Consider the following 17784-nt stretch of genomic DNA (forward strand, 5'->3'; position numbering starts at 1 on the left):
AGAAAATTCCGGATCTGAACTCCAGGCAGGTTTTTGTTTGTGGACCTAATGGTTTTATGGCGCAAACCAAGAGCCTGTTGTTCAAGATGGGGTTGGACGAGAGCTTATATCATCAGGAAGCGTTTGGAGTTGCAAAACCCAATGCCATTGAAGAAAAAAGCATTCAGATCACCGTTAATGGTCAGTCGTTTACAGGCACCAATCAAAAACCGCTATTAATGCAAGCGGAAGATGCAGGGATTAATATTGCGAATAGCTGTCGAGCGGGTTTGTGTGGAGCTTGCCGGGTAAAAGTGGTGAGTGGCGAGTTTGAAACGCCGGATGTGCCTGCCATTATGCCTGGAGACAAAGAAGACGGCATTGTCCTTGCCTGTTGCAGTACACCACTGGGTGATGTTGAAGTTGATTCGAATTAAACATAGCAACCCAAAATGAAAACAGAGAGCTTAAGGCTCTCTGTTTTGCGTTTAAATCACCTCTAAAGTAAGAGGAAGGATCTTAATCGTATATGGTTGGGATAGGCTGACGCTTGTGTTGCGTTGCTTTGTAGATTGCAATCAATTTATTTTTCACTTCGTCTGAAACAGGCTTCCCTTCCAGGAAGTCATCGATTTGGTCGTAGGTGAGGTTTAACGCATCTTCATCGGCTTTCTGCGGATCAAGTTCTTCCAAATCCGCTGTTGGAGTTTTCTGAACCAGAACTTCTGGTGCTCCAAGTGTATCAGCCAGTTCGCGTACCTGACGTTTACTCAGACCAAACAGAGGAGCGAGGTCACAAGCACCATCACCAAACTTCGTGTAAAAACCTGTGATGTTTTCGGCTGAGTGATCCGTTCCTAACACCAACCCACCAACATAGCCTGCGATCTCATACTGGGCAACCATACGAGCGCGAGCTTTTACGTTACCTTTAACAAAGTCTACCTTGGCGGCATCGGTTGGGATAAGTCCCGTACCCTCTAAGGCTTCATGAGACGCGGCGTGCATACCATCGACACCTTGCTTGATGTTGACAGAGACAGAATGCGTTGGCTGGATAAAGCTAAGAGCCAGTTGCGCTTCATCTTCGTCCTTTTGAACACCATATGGCAGACGAACGGCGATGAACTGATAGTCATTACTGCCGGTTTCTTCGTTAAGCTTGTCTACTGCAAGTTGTGCAAGCTTTCCACAAGTAGAGGAGTCGACACCGCCACTAATACCCAGTACCAAAGATTTGCAGCCAGACTCCATAAGTTTGCGTTTAATAAAATCAACGCGACGCTGAATCTCAAAATGTGGGTCAATAGATGCCAAGACTCGCATTTCGTCACGGATTTGATGTTCCATTATTTTTCCTTTTCATGCAGCAGAGTTAATTCTGTTTTATCATACTCCAATCTTTCCATTATTAAACACTGATTTGAATGAATCGCGCATCTATTCCGGTTAAGAAAACGTGCCCGATTTAATCCTACGACTATGATGAAAATTGCAATATTTGGTAGTGCATTTAATCCACCAACACTTGGGCACAAAAGTGTCATCGAATCACTGACTCATTTTGACAAAGTTTTACTGCTTCCAAGCTACGCTCATGCGTGGGGTAAGGAAATGGCGGACTTCGATTTTCGTTGCCAAATGGTTGAACTGTTTATTTCGGATTTAGCTCAAAATAATCTTGAGCTGTGCTCTGTGGAAGCTGAGATGTATGTCCCCGGAGAGAGTGTTACCACATTCGCTGTGCTGACAAAAATTCAGGAAATCTATCCGGATGCCGATATCACTTTCGTAGTTGGTCCAGATAATTTCTTCCAGTTTTCTAAGTTTTACCGTTCAGAAGAGATCGTTAAAAAGTGGACGGTAATGGCTTGTCCGGAAAAGGTGTCGATCAGAAGTACGCTTATTCGTGAGAAATTAGCTCAAAATGAATCGGTATCAGCTCTAACTACCAGTTCTGTCAATAATTTCTTGCTTAATCACAATTTGTATCAGAAGATATAGCCAGTATTTTTTAGAGGGCTCAAATCGATGACCAAACGTTGTTGCAAATTAGTTTGTATGCTTGGTTTCATTTCGATTCCAGTATTTGCATGCGAATCACTGCAGAACCACGCATCTATTGTGATGGTGGACAAAGAGCAGGACAGTGTGTGTGCGTCAATCGTGAGAGGCTTCGATAATCTTTCTTCAGGCATCTCTGAAGTAACGGATATGATCATCGCTCCTATCAAGCAAGAAGACTATTGGGAAGAATGGTCTCTTCAGTCTGGTAGCGACCCGCTTCTTTCTTCCAGCATTGAAAGCAATCACTTTGGTATTGGTGTCTGGATGCCAGAAGAATATGAAGAGAAGTATGACGATATGACATACTCAGAGCGCCTTGAAGCCACGGGTCTTATGTTCAGTCTGGGGCTAGGTGAGCGGAAGGAAGATGAGCCACGAATGCGAATTGACTACCGCTGGCATAATCAGCAACCTGGCGATGTTATGCTTCAAGTAGAAGTGCCTTTTTAAAGGCACTTTTTGCGTTATACGGCTCGGTAATTTGAAGTGGGCTTATCTACAAACTTTCGCCCATAACTAACATTGCTAGCTGTTCGAACTCTTCTTCTCTTCCTGCAAAAAACTCATCAATAACCAATTCACGCTTGGTTCCCGACAGCATTTTTTTCTTCGCCTCACGCAGACTCAGTACCAGCAACAATTCTTTGCTCAGTTCACTTTCTTCATCCGCGCTCCATTGCGAAATCTGTAAGCTAAGCGGCGACATATCCAGTAAAGGTCGAAGTGAGCGGGATTCATCGCGCACAACCGCAAGCAGGTTTGACTTGTCCTGTTCGGTAACGTTCACAGAAGACAGCTTTTCTAGAATGGCTTTTGAAACCGGAGGCAGGGAAACAAAGCCAGCCTGTGTTGGGAACTTGTCCTGCAACCTCACCGAGAAATCGATCTGCGTAACACGTGAACCAGGGACAAAGGTGACAGAAGTCAGGCAATCAAAGGGCAACCAGATGGCATTGTCCTGCTCGACAGCGTATTCATTCTTCCCTAACTTGACCAATACCAGCCCTGAATCAACATAAATCAGGCTATGCTTAATGCGCTTTTTTCGGGGAGTGGTGACAAGAAATGAATAAACCGTGTTTTGATGCTCTACCGCATAATTCATAAAGGTTTTCCGGATATTTTTACTGGTATGAAGAGTATCTTTTCTTGATGAAAATGCCAATGAAAAGTCTTGGTAATGCTGGTTAAGGTTTTGCAATAAATGAGAATTGGGTGAACTAGGCAGGTGTCCGATTGTCTGTTTGCATGAGACACAAATGTTATAAATGAAGGTTTGGATCAGTAAGTTGTTACAAATAGATGATAATCTGGTCTGACCTTAACCAATAAACGCATTCATTAGCTGCGTACTTCTCTAAGTACGCGTAGAATATGCCGGATTTTTAATTGACGTATAGATTAAATGACAACTAAAACCGATCCTTATAAAGAAATTCGTCCTTATAATGATGACGAAATTCCTGCTGCCATTGAACGCCTGATAAACGACGAAGAGTTCATCTCTGCCATTTTAGAACATCGCTTTAGCAACCATGCTCCTTGGTTTAAGGCTCTGATGAGTCCGATCGTTAAGGTCTATCTGAAGTTTAAATGGGCAAAACTGGATTCGGTTTATGCCATTCAAATGGAAGTGGAAAAGTACCTTCGCAAAACGTTGGAAACCACAACGGATGGTGTGACTTACTCTGGTTTAGAAACACTGGACAAAAACACGCCTTATCTCTTTATCTCTAATCACCGTGATATCGCCATGGATCCTGCGTTGGTTAACTGGGGTTTACACCGCAATCAACACAAAACAGTACGTATTGCTATTGGTGATAACCTGCTTAAAAAGCCTTGTGCTACAGAGCTTATGAAGCTGAACAAAAGCTTTATTGTTAACCGCAGCGCAAAAGCGCCTCGTGAAATGATGAAAGCACTGGGTCAGTTGTCTTCCTATATCAAGCATTCACTGGATACGGATAACTCTATCTGGATTGCTCAGAAAGAAGGGCGTGCCAAAGATGGGAATGACAAAACCGATCCTGCGATTTTGAAAATGCTTCATGTGGAAGGGCGTAAACAAAAAATGCCTTTTGCAGACTACGTTAAAACGCTAAAAATCGTACCTGTTGCTATTTCATACGAAAACGACCCTTGTGATATCGCTAAAGCGAAAGAGCTTTACGCCAAGGCAGAAGAGGGCACTTATGAGAAAAGCGAGTTTGAAGATATCGAAAGTATCATTCAGGGTATTGTGGGTTACAAAGGACGTGTTCACGTTAGCTTCGGCGAAGTGATTGAAGATGACTTTGAAACGCCTGAAGCATTGGCGCAAGAGATCGACGATCAAATTCACTCTATCTATAAGCTTTTCCCTATCAACTACTACGCCGCCGAGACTGGCGAGCAGTCGGACGACAAAGCAAAAGAGTCGCTAGAAAGTAAGTTGAGAGAGCTACCCGAAGGTGCGCATGAGTTTCTGAAGCAAATGTACGCCAATCCGGTGGCAAATCAGTCTTAAATAAAAGGAGTGCATAGCACTCCTTTTTAGTTCTTGTTGATTACCTCGCTACAGCGCCACCAAGCTTGAGATCTTTTGGCCAATAGGTAATGTGGTTACCACCCAAGTAAATGTTTCCATCAACCGTTAGCTCGTCTGGGAGCTTGGTGATTTTGGAGCCTCCAATATAAAGGTCGCCTTCTACAGTGAGTGGCTGAGGCAGCTCTTCTAGCGGTGTGCGGATAACGCTCAAATCCCCAGTGACGATAAGCCCTGGTGGTAAATTCTCAAGGGGGGTATCGGTAAAGTTAAGATAGCCTCCTACCTTTACGCCTGCGTTCCACTTTTTAATTTGGGAGCCAAGGAAATTCCCATAGCCTTTAATTTGGGTTCCTTTAGCGATAAAGGATAGTTGACTGTTGGACGCGTCTAAACTTCCGCCAATTTCTAAACCCTTAGGTAACTTTTCGATCTGTGTTTTCGCAATGTTTAAATTACCTTTCACTTTCATTCCATCCGGCAGGGAAGTGTAGTGGGTATTGCGAAGATGAACGTTGCCATAGTTATCTATGTGGTTAAGGATTTTATACTGGTCGAGTGGTTTTGCCTGTGCCCCAATTGCCAGAAGAACACCCGCCAAAATAATACCAATACGCATGCTTTGATCCTTTGCCAGAAGTTATGTGACCTTGCTTTGATAGTAAGCTTACATCAAGGATAAGTATAGGATTTTGAACTATAACCTATACTCAGGCTTCCTAAAGATACAGGATTCAGAGCTCTATCTTCTGTTTCAGTTTAAGCTTCTCTACTTCGAAATCAGAAGCCCCTTGAGGTAGCCTGAGTATATAGTTCTTGAAGTCATCATTAGCTTGAGGATAAAGATGCGAAATTTTGTTCTGGTCGTGCTTTTGGTTATATCTGGAGTAGCACACGCGAAATCTGTCTCTACGCCCAAATCTCCAGTTGTTATTACAGATGGTAAATTGTTCGAGAGACTTTGTTATTACGAGGACAAGGCATACACCTTAGGATCAGTCATTAAGGTGGGGGAGATTTATCTGATCTGTCAGAAAGAGCAGGAGTTCGAACTCAACGGTGATCTGAGATGGTTACAATTGGATCAAGGTGGCTAACCTTAGGTTAGCCACTCAAAAAACTCAACGGGCTAGCGAGCGAGTTTTTAGTTCAAAGATCAGCTTTTCTGCGCTGCATGTGAATTTAAATCTGACTTGTAAACCTGATTCTCCTTCCAACTTCTGAGTTTCATGCTGGACTTCGTCAGAAACCGTTTTCGCTAGTTCGACATACTTATTCAGCTCAGCGTCAAGCTGTGAGTCCTCGGCACCATAAAGGGTAACCTGAGCCACATCATCACCCTCTTTAATGATAAAGCCCATCTCGGCACTGCAACCGCATGCTTCACACACCTGGTTTTCTTGTACTTCAGTTGTCATAACGTATCCTCTTACAAAATATAAGGACATGTTACTCTTCTGTGTAAATGAAAACCACAGAATTTCAGCCTGTTGGAAACATTTTTTTACAATGAATAAAGGGTTGGAATAGTGTTTTGTAACGATATATTCATGGTGTTTATGTGATGCCTGTCACGCAAAAGTGAACGCGATTCAGGCTTTTTCGCGTCCTAAAATATGGCCGTATTGCCCAATTGAGTAATTTGTAAGAATATTTGGGAAATCGGAATCATTTGCGAAACGAATGTTTTAAATAAACCAAGTTTTACCGGTATAGAGTCGATCAAATGGGCGGAGTCTTAGAGATTTCGCCCCATTTAGATTTACTCCTAGCAAATCACAAATTTCGTGAATACTTGCTTATATATTCCTCAATCTGTTGAGATTTTTAAAATATCGAACATAATACTATAAGTCATTCTGACCTCGGTTGGGGTGTACTTAAACATATAAAATAGAAGAGCCTTAACATGCCAAAGCGTAGTAAAGAAGATACTGAGATTACCATTCAGAAAATTATGGATGCAGTTGTAGACCAGCTAATTACGTTGGGATACGACAAAATGTCTTACACCACTTTGAGTCAACAAACAGGCGTCTCTCGTACAGGTATCAGTCACCATTTCCCTAAGAAAACGGATTTTACAGCAGCATTAGATGGTCGCATTTTTAAAATGTTTGTGGCACATCTGGTACTGGATGAAGGGATTGAGAGCTTTAAATCAAGCTGGGTTAAAGCCCTTGATAACGCAGAGTTTTTAGCAATTCTACGTTTACTTTTCCACCATATCGTGACGTCGGAGAATGCGCACGAATTCGCTCGAGCTGGAATTGAGCGTCTATATAAAATGGTAGAAGACAACTACGGTGATTCTACTCGCGAGGATCTGGATGTGTTGTTTGGAAAAAGCTTAGTCCGTATGGCAGGCTAATCCGAGTCTTAATCCTTTATAAAGAAACCCAGCCAAATGGCTGGGTTTCTTTTTCTTACTTCAAAAGCTTACATGGCTGCCCGGAAGATTGAAGAGATCTCGTCATGAGTCGCTTGCTTTGGATTGGTGAGTCCACAAGCGTCTTTTAGTGCATTTTCTGCTAATACCGGGATGTCATCAGCTCTAGCTCCGAGCGCTTCGAGCCCGGCAGGTATACCAACATCCTTTGACAGGGCTCTGATGGCTTCAAGGGCTGCTTCAGCACCCTGTTCGTCTGTCATCTGTGTTACTTCAACCCCCATTGCTGCAGCGACATCCTTCAGACGACCAGGGCATACTTGCGCATTGTATTTTTGAACGTGTGGCAGAAGCACTGCGTTACATACACCATGCGGAAGGTCGTAGAAACCGCCCAACTGGTGTGCCATTGCATGAACGTAACCCAGTGAAGCATTATTGAATGCCATGCCAGCCATAAACTGTGCGTATGCCATTTGTTCACGCGCTTCGATATCTTCACCGTTACTCACTGCCGTTCTTAAATGCGCCTGAATGAGCTCAATGGCTTTGATTGCGACAGCATCGGTAATCGGAGTCGCCGCCGTGGATACGTATGCTTCAATAGCGTGAGTCAGCGCGTCCATACCTGTTGCGGCGGTGAGCGAGGAAGGTTTCGCTAGCATTAGCTCAGGATCGTTGACGGAAATCAGCGGGGTAGTGTGCTTGTCTACGATAGCCATTTTGATGTGTCTTTCTTCATCTGTAATGATGCAGAAGCGTGTCATCTCCGAAGCAGTACCCGCCGTAGTGTTAATGGCAATTAAAGGCAACTGAGGCTTGGCTGACTGATCAACACCTTCATAATCGGCAATCTTGCCTCCGTTTGCAGCGACTAATGCGATACCTTTAGCACAGTCGTGTGGTGAACCTCCGCCCAGAGAGATAACAAAGTCACAATCATTTTCGGTCAGTAGCTCTAAGCCTAGCTCTACGTTTCCAATTGTAGGGTTTGGCTGTGTACCGTCGAATACAACGGTTTCTACCGCTCTGTCTGCCAGCAGATCTTGCACCTGCTTGACCACGCCAATTTGGTTCAGAACTTTATCCGTTACAATCAAACCTTTTTTGAAACCTTGGGATTGAATACTATCTGCGGCGTCATTCAAGCAGCCTGCGCCCATTAGGTTTACGGTAGGGATAAAAAATGCACTCGTCATTTCAGAGTCTCCATTATTGTTATATACATTGCTTTGTGTGCTCCCTTAAATAGGGAGTTGTAGTTGGTATGACTCTACTTTGCTTATGAAACAGGTTGGATTTGTTGATCTAGAGCAACGAATGACGGCAATTGAAATAGATTTCAAATTTATGTGAATTAGCGCATATTTGTGTTGGGGAGAAGGCAATAAAAAAGCCAGTATAAAACCGGCTTTTGTTAATAAAAGTGTCTGTAGCTTTTGCTAAGCGGTGCTTACAGATTCTTCAAGTTGTTTCGCTCCGCGTAGCATCGCCTGAACCAGCTCGGTCGCGTCAAACTTGGTCAGGGCCTCATGCGCACCAACCTGATGTGCTCTGTCTACACAAATTTCACTCGAGAGCGACGTATGAAGAATTCGATATGAGTTACTTAATGTCGTGTCGTTCTGAATTTCAAATGCCAGCTCATAGCCATCCAGCCCTGGCATTTCGATATCGCTGACCAGAATATTAACGGGTTTGTGGTTATTTGCATCGTTCTTCATCAGCTCAAGTGCATCCGCCCCGTTTTTGCATACCTGATAAGGAATGTTAATGCTGTCCAATGCATCTGAAAGCTGTTTTCGAGCGATACTTGAGTCATCCACCAACAATATACTAAGTGGTTTCAACCGCTCGCGTTCGACGTCTGTCAAAATAGGAATACGCTGACTGTCGTGCTCTGGGTATATTTTCGATAGCAGCAACTCTACATCCAGCATTTGAACAATTTTGTCTTCGTGTCGGGTAATGCCAGTTACAAAGACGTTGTCTCCGACCGTGTCTGGAGCCGATTCAATAGAACGCCAGTCGCACTCGATGATCTTTTCAATATCACGAACCATGAACGCCACAATAGTACGCAGGCAGTCGGTTACGATAAGGTAACTGTTTTCGTATTCTTCCGGTGCAATTGGTCTGAACCCAATGGCTGCAGCCATATCGATAACAGGCACTGTAAGATCACGAATAGGGATAGTACCAACCACATGAGGATGAGAATAAGGGATTTGCGTGGTAGGCGCATAAGGGACGATTTCCCGAACTTTAAGTGTGCCGATGGCAAAGCTCTGCTGAAGCGTCAATTTGAACATCAGCATTCCTTGAGACTGATTGGCTTTGCTTTTCATAAATGATTCCGGGTAGGTAAACTCACTTACATTTTACAATTAAACTTGGCATTTGGCTTCGGTTTAGATCAATTTAAGTGCGTCTATTTGTTTCTTTTACGGCTCATACGGTGTTTGTTGTCGTATGTTATTGAATTTTAGATTGTTTGCTTTCTAGCAAGACAAGACATGAAGTTGGGCTGGCTTTCGGTTACAATCCGAGCCTTTCAAAACACTGAGACATTCCTATGGCAAGAACCGCAGCAGCATTACACATTTTGGTGAAACACAAAGACAAAGCCGACGACATTCTCGCACAGCTCAAGAAAGGTGCGAAGTTTCAGGCACTAGCCAAAAAATACTCGACTTGCCCATCAGGTAAAAAAGGTGGAGATCTTGGTGAATTTAAAAAAGGTCAGATGGTGCCTCAGTTCGACAAAGCGGTATTCACTGGAGAAATTCTGAAACCTTTTATTGTGAAAACGAAATTTGGCTGGCACGTAGTGAAAGTTCTTTACCGTACTTAGCCAAACAAACCTTTCTTTGTAAGAAGTGCTATTGGACGCACTTCTTTGCTCCCTTTTCTCTAAAGCCGTGAGAATTCAACATCTGAACTTAACAACCTTTGAATTTGTTAAGTTCAGATGTATGAGCGTCGTACTTCTCAGCGGTGAAAACTCTTGCTCCCAACCGAAAACCAACTTTTCTTACCCGACAATTATTGCCAAGGCGAAATTCTTATTTTTGGAGCTACCTTCAAGGTACCCAACAAACGTGATCTAATTTTCTGAAGATAGCTTTGGTGTAGACCTTAGACCTTAGACCTTTGGCTATAACGAAGCAAACAACGCCCTACAGTTTTCATTCGGGTTTTCTTTCTAACATGTTTCAAATGTATGGCATTACGCATATACCAAACTGATTCGTAATAAAAACATAGAATCAAGTTCATTCTGAACAAAATAAACCAGAGCTAAATTCCAAAATATAAAGAACCATTCGAAGTAAATACTTATTCAATAGAATTGAATAGGTAGCTCAAGTTCCGTAACAAATGTTTCAATTTTCTTAAAATTGATATGTGGCATGAGGATAAACTTAGATTTACTAAGTTTTAAAGAGATAAGAAATGAAAATTATAGTAGTAACTTTGTTTTTATTCGTAAATTTTGTGAGCTTTAGTAGCAATGCCAATGTAATGAAATCTGGTGACTGGAAATACATTCAATCAGTTAATCTAGACGCGGGATTTAAAGAGACACTCGCTATGTCACTTGAGCGAGATAAAGTATCAGGTTACATAAAAACAGGTATGTCAATACAGCAATTGAAAGATGGATACAGTGTTCGATTCCTAAATCAGAATGTAAGGCTACACAGCTTAGATGACGTAAACGTAGACTACAGTGTCAACGAAAAGGATTTCAAGGCAGTAATGAGTAAGCCATACATCAATGAGGGAGGGCACAAGTATTTCACGCTCTATGAAGAGTTTATTGAAGGGTTTCTAAGAGATATTCAGCATGCCAACAAGTTGTTTATAAGAATCACACATAATGGAGATATTTTCGATTATTGTGTGAGCCTTAAAGGATTGGACTACATATCTAAGCATGTATTATCAATTCCATGACACGAATAAATTAATATGTTTGTTTTTGATGGAAGCATCATTGTGAAATACACTTCTCATTTCATTTTAATACATGTAATTAAGAATCATTCTAATTTAAGGTAATGGCAGGATTTATATTAGATAATGAAACTTGTATCTTATATTAAAATTTTTAATATGCTTAGCTGGGATAGTAGAAATACTATTTCTAAGAAGTAAAAATCGACCAAGCAATTAACTTGGTCGACTTTATTAGCAATTAGTTTGCTTTTGGAGTGAACTTCTGTGTACTACGATCTGCTTCAGCAACAGGTTTGATTTTCTGACCGTTAGCCGTCAAACCACGAACGTAATCGATGAAGGTTTCGGTGTAGAGCTTCAAAGTGTCTTCGTACTTAGACTTGTCAGCCGATATTTCACCAAAGGTTAGGTATCCATCTTTACCACCAGCGATGTAGTTGTTAGTTACAACAACCAGTTCTCTGTCGTCACTTAGCTTAGACCAAGTGCCGTCACCTTTCGCTTTAACTTCGAAATTGTGGACACGCTGACCAGCAGGGCGGTTGAAGTCTACATCATAACGAATACCCGCTGAGTATGGGTATGCACCGTCAGAACCGTCTGCACTGTTATCTACAAACTCTAGGTACGCTTTATCTACCGCTTCGTTCAGTACTTTCTTAACCTGAGCACCAGTCATGGTCAGATTAACCATGGTGTTGTTGAAAGGAAGTACTTTAGTTGCACCAGCGACAGTGAACTTACCCTGAGTGATGTTTGCACGAGCGCCACCGCCGTTCTGAATTGCAACGTCTGCACGCTTTGTTTCAGCCAGGAACGCTTGCGCCACTAGGTCAGCAACTTGAGAACCGTGCTGGATGGTGTGAGTATCACAGCCGTCTGCACCGTTGTGTTTTTGTTGACCAGGAACACGCTCGTAGCAAAGTAGCTCTGTTGACTGAGCGATTTCTTTGTCTTTCAACTCATCCAGTTTCTGGGAGTAAGCAGATAGTGTTTTCTGTGTTGCTGCATCTGGCGTAACCTGAACCAGGTTTGGTTGAGCATTGATGTCTGCAACGATGGCTTCTAGCTCTGCACCAGTCACAGGCTGTCGTTTACCGTTTGAGTCTTTACGCTTAAAGTCTTGACCCATTAGCAGGTGAGGAGTACCAGAACAAGACGCGACTTTGTTGCCATCGAAGGAAACTGTTAGTTCACCTAGGATCTGGCTGTATTGCCAAGCCTGAGCGACACAAACTTGATCGCCGTCTTTGTTAGTTCTTAGTGTCGGGTAAGGCCCTTCGCTCTTAAGACCGACTGCGTCAAAGTCACCAAGCAACGTGTGTGAGTCACCGCCAATGATCACATCAACATCTGTCAGAGCTTCTGCAAGTTGCAAGTCATTTGAGTACTGGTAGTGCGTCAGAAGAACGATTTTAGAAACGTCTTTAGACACTAACTCATCAATGTATTTTTGCGCTGTTTCAACTTCGTTCAAGAACTGAGTCGTTTCATCTGGGTTTGATGAGTTCATCGTCTTGTTAGCGATGTCGATACCAACAATACCGATTTTGTGATCGCCGTATTGTTTGATCGTGTATGGCTTGAAGTAATCATTTGCAGAATTTTGAGCAAGTGGAGAAACACCCTGCTTAGGAATTACGTTTGCTGCAAGAACTTCAGGAGGACAGTTGCCCGCGTTCAACCAGTCAAGGAAGCGCGCAAGACCTGCATCGCCATCATCAAATTCGTGGTTACCAAGTGCGAAAGCATCGAAACACGCGTGGTTCATCAAAGCTGCATCTGCTTCGCCTTTGAACAGCGCGTAGTAAAGGGTACCTGAGATTGCATCACCCGCGTGGAGTTTTAGCACATTCTCATTTGCTTCAGCACGTTGGTTCAGCGCTGTAACCAGTGCCGGGAAACCACCAACTTGTGCATAAGTAGATTGACCTGCTAGCTTGAGCTTTTGACGAGAAGGCTCTAAGTGTGAGTGGTGATCGTTAACGTGTAAGATTGTCAGATCGAATGGAGAAGTATTCGATTTGCTTGTTGCGCATCCTGAAGCAACCACTGCCGACAAGATGGCCAATGCCAATGGGCTAGTTTTCATTTTTCGTCCCTACAATTTGATTATTAGAAGGTTGGCGTTTTCACAGCTCCTCATTATAGGTTTGAAATGAAAATTTTTTTGAACTTACATAGGAATATTGAGAATAACGTCGAAAAATATTATTTGGTTACAATAAAACTGTGAGATTTATCAATAAGAGTAAGTAAAATGTAACCTAAATGTGGTTCTGGCTACTCAAAAATGAGAATCGCTTCCAAGAAAAAAGATCTTCAAAAGACTTCTAACAAGAAAGGTCAGCAACTGGCGATGTTGCCCTGCACATGAGTGAATACAAGGCAAACCGCTTTTCGTTATCCGTAAGCCACTCCAGGTAGCCAGGTCACGATTTGTTGGAAGTTGAATACAATTCCCAGAGCGATAACCTGCAGAATAATAAAGGGTATAACGCCTCGATAAATGTTACCTATAGTGACGCCATCTGGCGCAACTCCCTTCATGTAAAAGAGCGCAAAGCCGACTGGCGGGGTTAAGAATGACGTTTGCAGGCATACTGCGAATAAAACGGTAAACCAGATCAAATCAAACCCAAGTGAAGAGACAACGGGTGCTACCAGTGGTAACACAATTAACGTTATCTCGATCCAGTCCAAAAAGAAGCCCAGTAAAAATACGGCAATCAGAATCGCGATAATAATACCGTTAGGGCTCATATCCAGGTTCGTTAGCGCACCCTCTATTAATTCATCCCCTCCAAGACCCCTTAGCACCAGTGAAAATGCTGTTGCTCCAACAAATAAAGCGAAAATAAAGGCCGTCGTTTTTGTGGTTTCTTCACCGACTTCTTTCAAAACCGTCCGGTTTAATGCACCTTTCGACCAGGCAAGAAGCGTTGCCCCTGCTGCTCCCACACCTGAAGCTTCAGTCGGGGTCGCGATGCCAAAGAAAATCGACCCCAATACCGCCACAATCAAACTGGCAGGAGCAAGCACCGCTTTGAAAACCTGCAAGATTACAAAGATTGATACAGGCTCGGCATTTTCTGCAAGAGGTGCTTTTTGAGGGAAAAGAAGACCCGTTATGGCGATGTAACCGACATAGAGGGCAGCAAGCAGAAGACCGGGGAAAAGCGCACCCAAAAACAGATCGCCCACGGACAACCCAATTCTATCTCCCATCATCACCAGCATAATGCTTGGCGGAATCAAAATTCCCAGTGTTCCCGTCGCGCAAACTGTGCCACAAGCCAAAGACTTGGAATACCCTTGTTTAAGCATTAGGGGGATACCAAGCACAGAAAGAAGCACCACGGCAGCGCCAATAATTCCTGTGGAAGCGGCAAGTAGCAACCCGACAATGGTTACAGTGATTGCCAAGCCACCCCGTACCCGACCAAACAAACGAACGAGATTCGTCATCAGATCCTGTGCTACACCCGATCGATCCAGCATCAGACCCATGTAGATAAACATAGGTAGGGCAACCAGAACCCAATTGTTCATGGTGTCCCAAATACGTGGAATCACAATGGAAACGTATTGCCAGTCTATACCAATCCACGTATCAGCCCATGTATCTAAGCTAAGCGCGATGGCAGAAAATAAAATTGAAACACCACCCAAAATCCAGGCGACCGGAAAGCCTGAAAAAAGAAGAACAATAAAGGAGGCAAACATACCTATCGCTAGAATCTCATTAATTTCCATTCGTCCCTCCCATACGGCTGAACTTTCCGGAAATCAAAGCCGCAATGATTCGAGATAAACGAGAAACCACGGCAAAAGAGAGAAACACAAAGCCAACCAAGAGTATCGACTTGATGAACCAGCGATAAGGCAAACCACCAGGGGCGGCTGAAACTTCACTCAGTTGCCAGGAATAGGCGATAAACGGAATCGAGTAGTAGACAACCACAAACACAAACGGAGCAAGCAAAGTCAGGATGCCGACAAGCTCAATCCAGCATTTGGTTTTTATCGAGAAGTTATCGTAAAGAATGTCCACGCGTACGTGGGAATCGGTGATGAAACAGTAGCTCAAACCAATGAGCCAGCCTGCAGAATACAGATGCCATTGAAGCTCTTCAAATTCCACCCGACCTTCACCTATCAGGTAGCGCATAAGTACGTTAAAAACGATGATGGACATCAGTAATGGCCAGATCCAAATCATGCCGTCGTTCACTCGGTTAATGATTTTGTCCAGCAAAGAAGACAAGGCAGTATCTGGTAGGTGGTTGAGAAGTGCCTTGTTATTGGAATCTGGCAGTAATACAGAGCTCATGTACAGCTTCCTCCGTAAAAAACTGGCGCCAAAACAAGGCGCCATAAATTGTGACTATTCGCAAATCCTAATATTTGTTTGGCAGGTAAGCTCGGGACTTCCATACCTTATATTCCTCGGCAAAGGCTTGCTGAGATTGGTAGATTTCTTTGAAGTCAGCGTCTTTCGCGGAAATTTCGCTCATGACTTCGTCGGTCAAAGATTTCAGCTGATCCAAAACATCGTCAGGCAATTGTCTTGCTGTTACATTCTTGGCTTCAAAACCATTGATGACTGAACCCTGAAGTGCTTCGCCACGCGTCAGAGCGCGGAAAGTGCCCGCAGTACACGCCATGTCGATCATCGCTCTCTGACCATCGGTTAGTGATTTCCAAGTGTCGGTATTTACAACGAGGTGAGACGCAGTAAAGGTCTGATGCCATCCTGGGAAGTAGTTGTTCTTGGCAATTTTATCGAAGCCCATCATTTGGTCGATTGCTGGCATCGAGAACTCACTGGCGTCTATCGCGCCTTTTTCCAGTGCGGGGAAAATTTCTCCGCCCGGAAGAACGGTGACAGAAGCTCCTGCTTTTTGCATGACTTTGCCTCCGAGACCAGCAAAGCGAATTTTCAAACCTTCGATGTCTTTAAGGCTTTTTAGCTCCTTCTTAAACCATCCCGCCGTTTCAGGACCAATAACCGAACACAAAACAGGGTGGATGTTGTGTTTTGCATAGAGCTTTTCTGCGAGTTTTTTGCCTTCTCCGTCATACCACCAGGACGCATATGCCCATGGCTCCATTCCAAATGGAACAGCAGCAAACAAAGCCGCGGCGGGAATTTTGCCCTGATCGTAACCGAGCCAAGTGTAGCCAGCGTTAAGCTGCTTATTTTTCACCGCTTCCGTTATCCCGAATGGCGGAACCAGTTTTCCCGGTTCATAGATCTTGAACTGAATGTTGCCATTACTTGCTTCTTTGATTTGTTCTGAAACGTATTTGATTGGGTCACCAAGTGCTGGCAAATGAGTACCGAATACCGCTTGTACTTTCCACCGAACTTTTTCATTTGCCGATGCAGGCAAACTGATCTGTGTTGAAGCAGAAATGGCAACGGCAATTGCGATATTGAGGCGTTGCTTTTTTGATTTAAGAGTAAGAGTTTTCATAGTAAACACCTTTTTTATTAGGGGCAGATGTGGCTACCCCATAAATTAATAAGAGACGACTATTGGCGTGTAAGCTAAAGCCCCAGATCTGCCAGAAGGCTTGGTAACGAATTAATGGCGAAGTTGGTTTGCCAGAAAAGAATGTCTAGCGTGTCGTCTGTCCAATCGACATAAAACATCGCAGTGAAACCGTTGATGTCGTTGTCTATGGAGGTGTAGTCGCTCGTATTTACTCGATAGATTGGCTGAGATAAGAACATCAGCTCCTCTTTGAGAGGTGTTGTAAAGTGACGGGTTAATCCGTTGTTTACTATAAACAGAGGTGTAAATCGATCTGCCGATAAATAATGGATATCACCGTATTGCTTGGATGTCGGACCCAAGGTATCGGCATCTTGCTGGTAGTCGAGATCGGAAACAAATTCTCCCTCTAAATTGTAATTGGTAATTTGGCTCGCATTGGTGTTCCACTGGTTAGAAGGTTTACCTTGATTGCTATGGACGAGCTTAATTTCTTCCAGCACGGCATTTGCCAAACCAGCAGCATCAAATGCGGTTGCAGGATCACCCGTTGTTATTGCAGCCGCAGTGGCTAAGCCTCCGCCTAAACTGTGTCCGGTATAGTGAATCTGATAGCCTGAATATCGGTTCTTAATGTCTTGCGATTTTTCAATCGCCATCGCGTACTGTGCTGGCACCATGTCCTGAACCATAATGCCGTTGGTTACCCAGTCTGATGTACCCAGTTCACTACCACGAAATGCGACAACCACCTTATTTGATTTGGTGTAGATACCCGCGTAAAAGCCCGAATCGTAATCAACCACGTTTTCAACTCGATTCCAGCCTTGTGGAGCACCATTGGTGGTGTGTACAACTTCGGCAAATTCCAGATATTTCAACGCATCAGCAGATTGATTGATAGAAGGTGGCTGATGAGTTTTGTAGGTCGTACCCGTAGAGTTTGCGGTGTTGGTGTAGTTTGGAACCAGTACGGCTTCAATATAAGCGCCGACACCGTTGGCTTCATCTGTGGTTAAGGCGAAACTTTGAGTCGAAGCGAGACCCAGACAAATCGTTCCCGCAAGCGTGTATTTCAGTTTCATGCTCATTTCCTTAAGTCTTATCGTTGTATCCATTCAGTGATATTCATTCCATTGTAGGTAGGTAATGGCGTTCATTAGAATATCCTTTTTATTATATTGAGACCAAAAGTCTCAATATAACGATAGGCTAGTGTGTTTATGGCTCAGGTTCAATACGATTTTGGTCACGTATTCCTGATGAACTAACAAGTAGATGTGGTATGTTTTGGCGATTTATTGAGCTTAATGTCAGAAAAATAAAGAGATTTGGACTCGAGGAAAGGGAAGGATGAT

The 17784-nt window shown here is 43.5% G+C and carries 19 protein-coding genes; 8 read left to right on the plus strand and 11 right to left on the minus strand.

What is annotated here, in order from left to right; all coding sequences use genetic code 11:
- The coding region (locus tag RH89_RS01935) for a 2Fe-2S iron-sulfur cluster-binding protein (protein ID WP_004398290.1) at positions 1-416 on the plus strand (416 nt) is incomplete at its 5' end.
- An 82-nt stretch (positions 417-498) separates the two neighbouring features.
- On the opposite strand, the gene nadE is transcribed toward RH89_RS01935, so the two are convergent.
- Positions 499-1329 carry an ammonia-dependent NAD(+) synthetase gene (nadE, locus tag RH89_RS01940; RefSeq protein WP_004398291.1) on the minus strand — a complete coding sequence of 277 codons (831 nt, stop codon included), beginning with the start codon at positions 1327-1329 and terminating at the stop codon, positions 499-501.
- 132 nt (positions 1330-1461) lie between these two features.
- Here nadE and RH89_RS01945 point away from each other — a divergent pair, with 132 nt between their 5' ends.
- A complete protein-coding gene (locus RH89_RS01945; RefSeq protein ID WP_038144674.1) occupies positions 1462-1983 on the plus strand; it encodes a nicotinate-nicotinamide nucleotide adenylyltransferase in 522 nt (173 codons plus the stop codon).
- 57 nt (positions 1984-2040) lie between these two features.
- Entirely contained in the window at positions 2041-2496 is a 456-nt protein-coding gene (locus tag RH89_RS01950) for a hypothetical protein (protein WP_004398293.1), read from the plus strand.
- A gap of 46 nt (positions 2497-2542) precedes the next feature.
- Here the strand turns inward: RH89_RS01950 and RH89_RS01955 are convergent, their stop codons facing one another.
- Positions 2543-3151, minus strand: coding sequence for a hypothetical protein (locus RH89_RS01955; protein ID WP_004398294.1), 609 nt, complete (start codon positions 3149-3151; stop codon positions 2543-2545).
- A 300-nt stretch (positions 3152-3451) separates the two neighbouring features.
- Here RH89_RS01955 and RH89_RS01960 point away from each other — a divergent pair, with 300 nt between their 5' ends.
- Positions 3452-4555 (plus strand): lysophospholipid acyltransferase family protein, encoded by a 1104-nt coding sequence (locus tag RH89_RS01960; RefSeq protein ID WP_004398295.1) that lies wholly within the window; start codon positions 3452-3454, stop codon positions 4553-4555.
- A gap of 40 nt (positions 4556-4595) precedes the next feature.
- Here RH89_RS01960 and RH89_RS01965 read toward each other — a convergent pair whose 3' ends face one another.
- The gene (locus RH89_RS01965; protein WP_004398296.1) at positions 4596-5192 is read right to left on the minus strand and encodes a hypothetical protein; all 597 of its coding nucleotides are present in this window, start codon (positions 5190-5192) and stop codon (positions 4596-4598) included.
- A 226-nt stretch (positions 5193-5418) separates the two neighbouring features.
- Between RH89_RS01965 and RH89_RS01970 the strand changes: the two genes are divergently transcribed.
- On the plus strand, positions 5419-5670 hold the full coding sequence (locus RH89_RS01970) for a YnjH family protein (RefSeq protein ID WP_004398297.1): 252 nt from the start codon (positions 5419-5421) through the stop codon (positions 5668-5670).
- Positions 5671-5694: 24 nt separating this feature from the next.
- On the opposite strand, the gene RH89_RS01975 is transcribed toward RH89_RS01970, so the two are convergent.
- Positions 5695-5991: a YfcZ/YiiS family protein gene (locus RH89_RS01975; protein WP_004398298.1), complete on the minus strand. Its 297-nt coding sequence runs from the start codon at positions 5989-5991 to the stop codon at positions 5695-5697.
- Positions 5992-6482: 491 nt separating this feature from the next.
- Here RH89_RS01975 and RH89_RS01980 point away from each other — a divergent pair, with 491 nt between their 5' ends.
- Positions 6483-6944 carry a TetR family transcriptional regulator gene (locus tag RH89_RS01980; RefSeq protein ID WP_004398299.1) on the plus strand — a complete coding sequence of 154 codons (462 nt, stop codon included), beginning with the start codon at positions 6483-6485 and terminating at the stop codon, positions 6942-6944.
- Positions 6945-7012: 68 nt separating this feature from the next.
- Here the strand turns inward: RH89_RS01980 and yiaY are convergent, their stop codons facing one another.
- Together yiaY and RH89_RS01990 are read right to left on the minus strand one after the other, a co-directional pair.
- Positions 7013-8161, minus strand: a complete 1149-nt coding sequence (gene yiaY, locus RH89_RS01985; protein ID WP_004398300.1) for an L-threonine dehydrogenase — start codon at positions 8159-8161, stop codon at positions 7013-7015.
- Between the two features lie 243 nt (positions 8162-8404).
- Complete coding sequence (locus RH89_RS01990; RefSeq protein WP_004398301.1) at positions 8405-9310, minus strand: chemotaxis protein; 906 nt, start codon at positions 9308-9310, stop codon at positions 8405-8407.
- A gap of 227 nt (positions 9311-9537) precedes the next feature.
- Between RH89_RS01990 and ppiC the strand changes: the two genes are divergently transcribed.
- Both ppiC and RH89_RS02000 read left to right on the plus strand, forming a co-directional pair.
- Positions 9538-9816 (plus strand): peptidylprolyl isomerase PpiC, encoded by a 279-nt coding sequence (gene ppiC, locus RH89_RS01995; RefSeq protein ID WP_004398302.1) that lies wholly within the window; start codon positions 9538-9540, stop codon positions 9814-9816.
- Positions 9817-10418: 602 nt separating this feature from the next.
- Positions 10419-10922 carry a hypothetical protein gene (locus RH89_RS02000; RefSeq protein WP_004398303.1) on the plus strand — a complete coding sequence of 168 codons (504 nt, stop codon included), beginning with the start codon at positions 10419-10421 and terminating at the stop codon, positions 10920-10922.
- A 241-nt stretch (positions 10923-11163) separates the two neighbouring features.
- On the opposite strand, the gene RH89_RS02005 is transcribed toward RH89_RS02000, so the two are convergent.
- The 5 genes from RH89_RS02005 to RH89_RS28980 form a co-directional block, all read right to left on the minus strand.
- A complete protein-coding gene (locus RH89_RS02005) occupies positions 11164-13017 on the minus strand; it encodes a 5'-nucleotidase C-terminal domain-containing protein (RefSeq protein WP_004398304.1) in 1854 nt (617 codons plus the stop codon).
- 311 nt (positions 13018-13328) lie between these two features.
- Positions 13329-14681 carry a TRAP transporter large permease gene (locus RH89_RS02010; protein WP_004398305.1) on the minus strand — a complete coding sequence of 451 codons (1353 nt, stop codon included), beginning with the start codon at positions 14679-14681 and terminating at the stop codon, positions 13329-13331.
- Positions 14671-15258: a TRAP transporter small permease subunit gene (locus RH89_RS02015; RefSeq protein WP_004398306.1), complete on the minus strand. Its 588-nt coding sequence runs from the start codon at positions 15256-15258 to the stop codon at positions 14671-14673. Before RH89_RS02015 ends, RH89_RS02010 begins: the two co-directional genes overlap by 11 nt.
- A 67-nt stretch (positions 15259-15325) precedes the next feature.
- The gene (locus tag RH89_RS02020; RefSeq protein WP_004398307.1) at positions 15326-16405 is read right to left on the minus strand and encodes a TRAP transporter substrate-binding protein; all 1080 of its coding nucleotides are present in this window, start codon (positions 16403-16405) and stop codon (positions 15326-15328) included.
- A gap of 74 nt (positions 16406-16479) precedes the next feature.
- The gene (locus RH89_RS28980; protein WP_004398308.1) at positions 16480-17511 is read right to left on the minus strand and encodes a Tle-like phospholipase domain-containing protein; all 1032 of its coding nucleotides are present in this window, start codon (positions 17509-17511) and stop codon (positions 16480-16482) included.
- Positions 17512-17784 lie beyond the last annotated feature (273 nt).

This window comes from Vibrio nigripulchritudo ATCC 27043 (assembly GCF_000222685.1).
GTDB lineage: Bacteria > Pseudomonadota > Gammaproteobacteria > Enterobacterales > Vibrionaceae > Vibrio > Vibrio nigripulchritudo.

Bases quoted from the DNA above. Each gene is read 5' to 3' on its own strand.
- yiaY (WP_004398300.1), bottom strand. From the start codon at position 8,161: ATGACGAGTGCATTTTTTATCCCTACCGTAAACCTAATGGGCGCAGGC.
- RH89_RS02015 (WP_004398306.1), bottom strand. From the start codon at position 15,258: ATGAGCTCTGTATTACTGCCAGATTCCAATAACAAGGCACTTCTCAAC.
- RH89_RS02000 (WP_004398303.1), top strand. From the start codon at position 10,419: ATGAAAATTATAGTAGTAACTTTGTTTTTATTCGTAAATTTTGTGAGC.
- RH89_RS01955 (WP_004398294.1), bottom strand. From the start codon at position 3,151: ATGAATTATGCGGTAGAGCATCAAAACACGGTTTATTCATTTCTTGTC.
- nadE (WP_004398291.1), bottom strand. From the start codon at position 1,329: ATGGAACATCAAATCCGTGACGAAATGCGAGTCTTGGCATCTATTGAC.
- RH89_RS28980 (WP_004398308.1), bottom strand. From the start codon at position 17,511: ATGAAACTGAAATACACGCTTGCGGGAACGATTTGTCTGGGTCTCGCT.
- RH89_RS01965 (WP_004398296.1), bottom strand. From the start codon at position 5,192: ATGCGTATTGGTATTATTTTGGCGGGTGTTCTTCTGGCAATTGGGGCA.
- ppiC (WP_004398302.1), top strand. From the start codon at position 9,538: ATGGCAAGAACCGCAGCAGCATTACACATTTTGGTGAAACACAAAGAC.
- RH89_RS02020 (WP_004398307.1), bottom strand. From the start codon at position 16,405: ATGAAAACTCTTACTCTTAAATCAAAAAAGCAACGCCTCAATATCGCA.
- RH89_RS01975 (WP_004398298.1), bottom strand. From the start codon at position 5,991: ATGACAACTGAAGTACAAGAAAACCAGGTGTGTGAAGCATGCGGTTGC.
- RH89_RS01950 (WP_004398293.1), top strand. From the start codon at position 2,041: ATGCTTGGTTTCATTTCGATTCCAGTATTTGCATGCGAATCACTGCAG.
- RH89_RS01980 (WP_004398299.1), top strand. From the start codon at position 6,483: ATGCCAAAGCGTAGTAAAGAAGATACTGAGATTACCATTCAGAAAATT.
- RH89_RS01990 (WP_004398301.1), bottom strand. From the start codon at position 9,310: ATGAAAAGCAAAGCCAATCAGTCTCAAGGAATGCTGATGTTCAAATTG.
- RH89_RS01945 (WP_038144674.1), top strand. From the start codon at position 1,462: ATGATGAAAATTGCAATATTTGGTAGTGCATTTAATCCACCAACACTT.
- RH89_RS01960 (WP_004398295.1), top strand. From the start codon at position 3,452: ATGACAACTAAAACCGATCCTTATAAAGAAATTCGTCCTTATAATGAT.
- RH89_RS02005 (WP_004398304.1), bottom strand. From the start codon at position 13,017: ATGAAAACTAGCCCATTGGCATTGGCCATCTTGTCGGCAGTGGTTGCT.
- RH89_RS02010 (WP_004398305.1), bottom strand. From the start codon at position 14,681: ATGGAAATTAATGAGATTCTAGCGATAGGTATGTTTGCCTCCTTTATT.
- RH89_RS01970 (WP_004398297.1), top strand. From the start codon at position 5,419: ATGCGAAATTTTGTTCTGGTCGTGCTTTTGGTTATATCTGGAGTAGCA.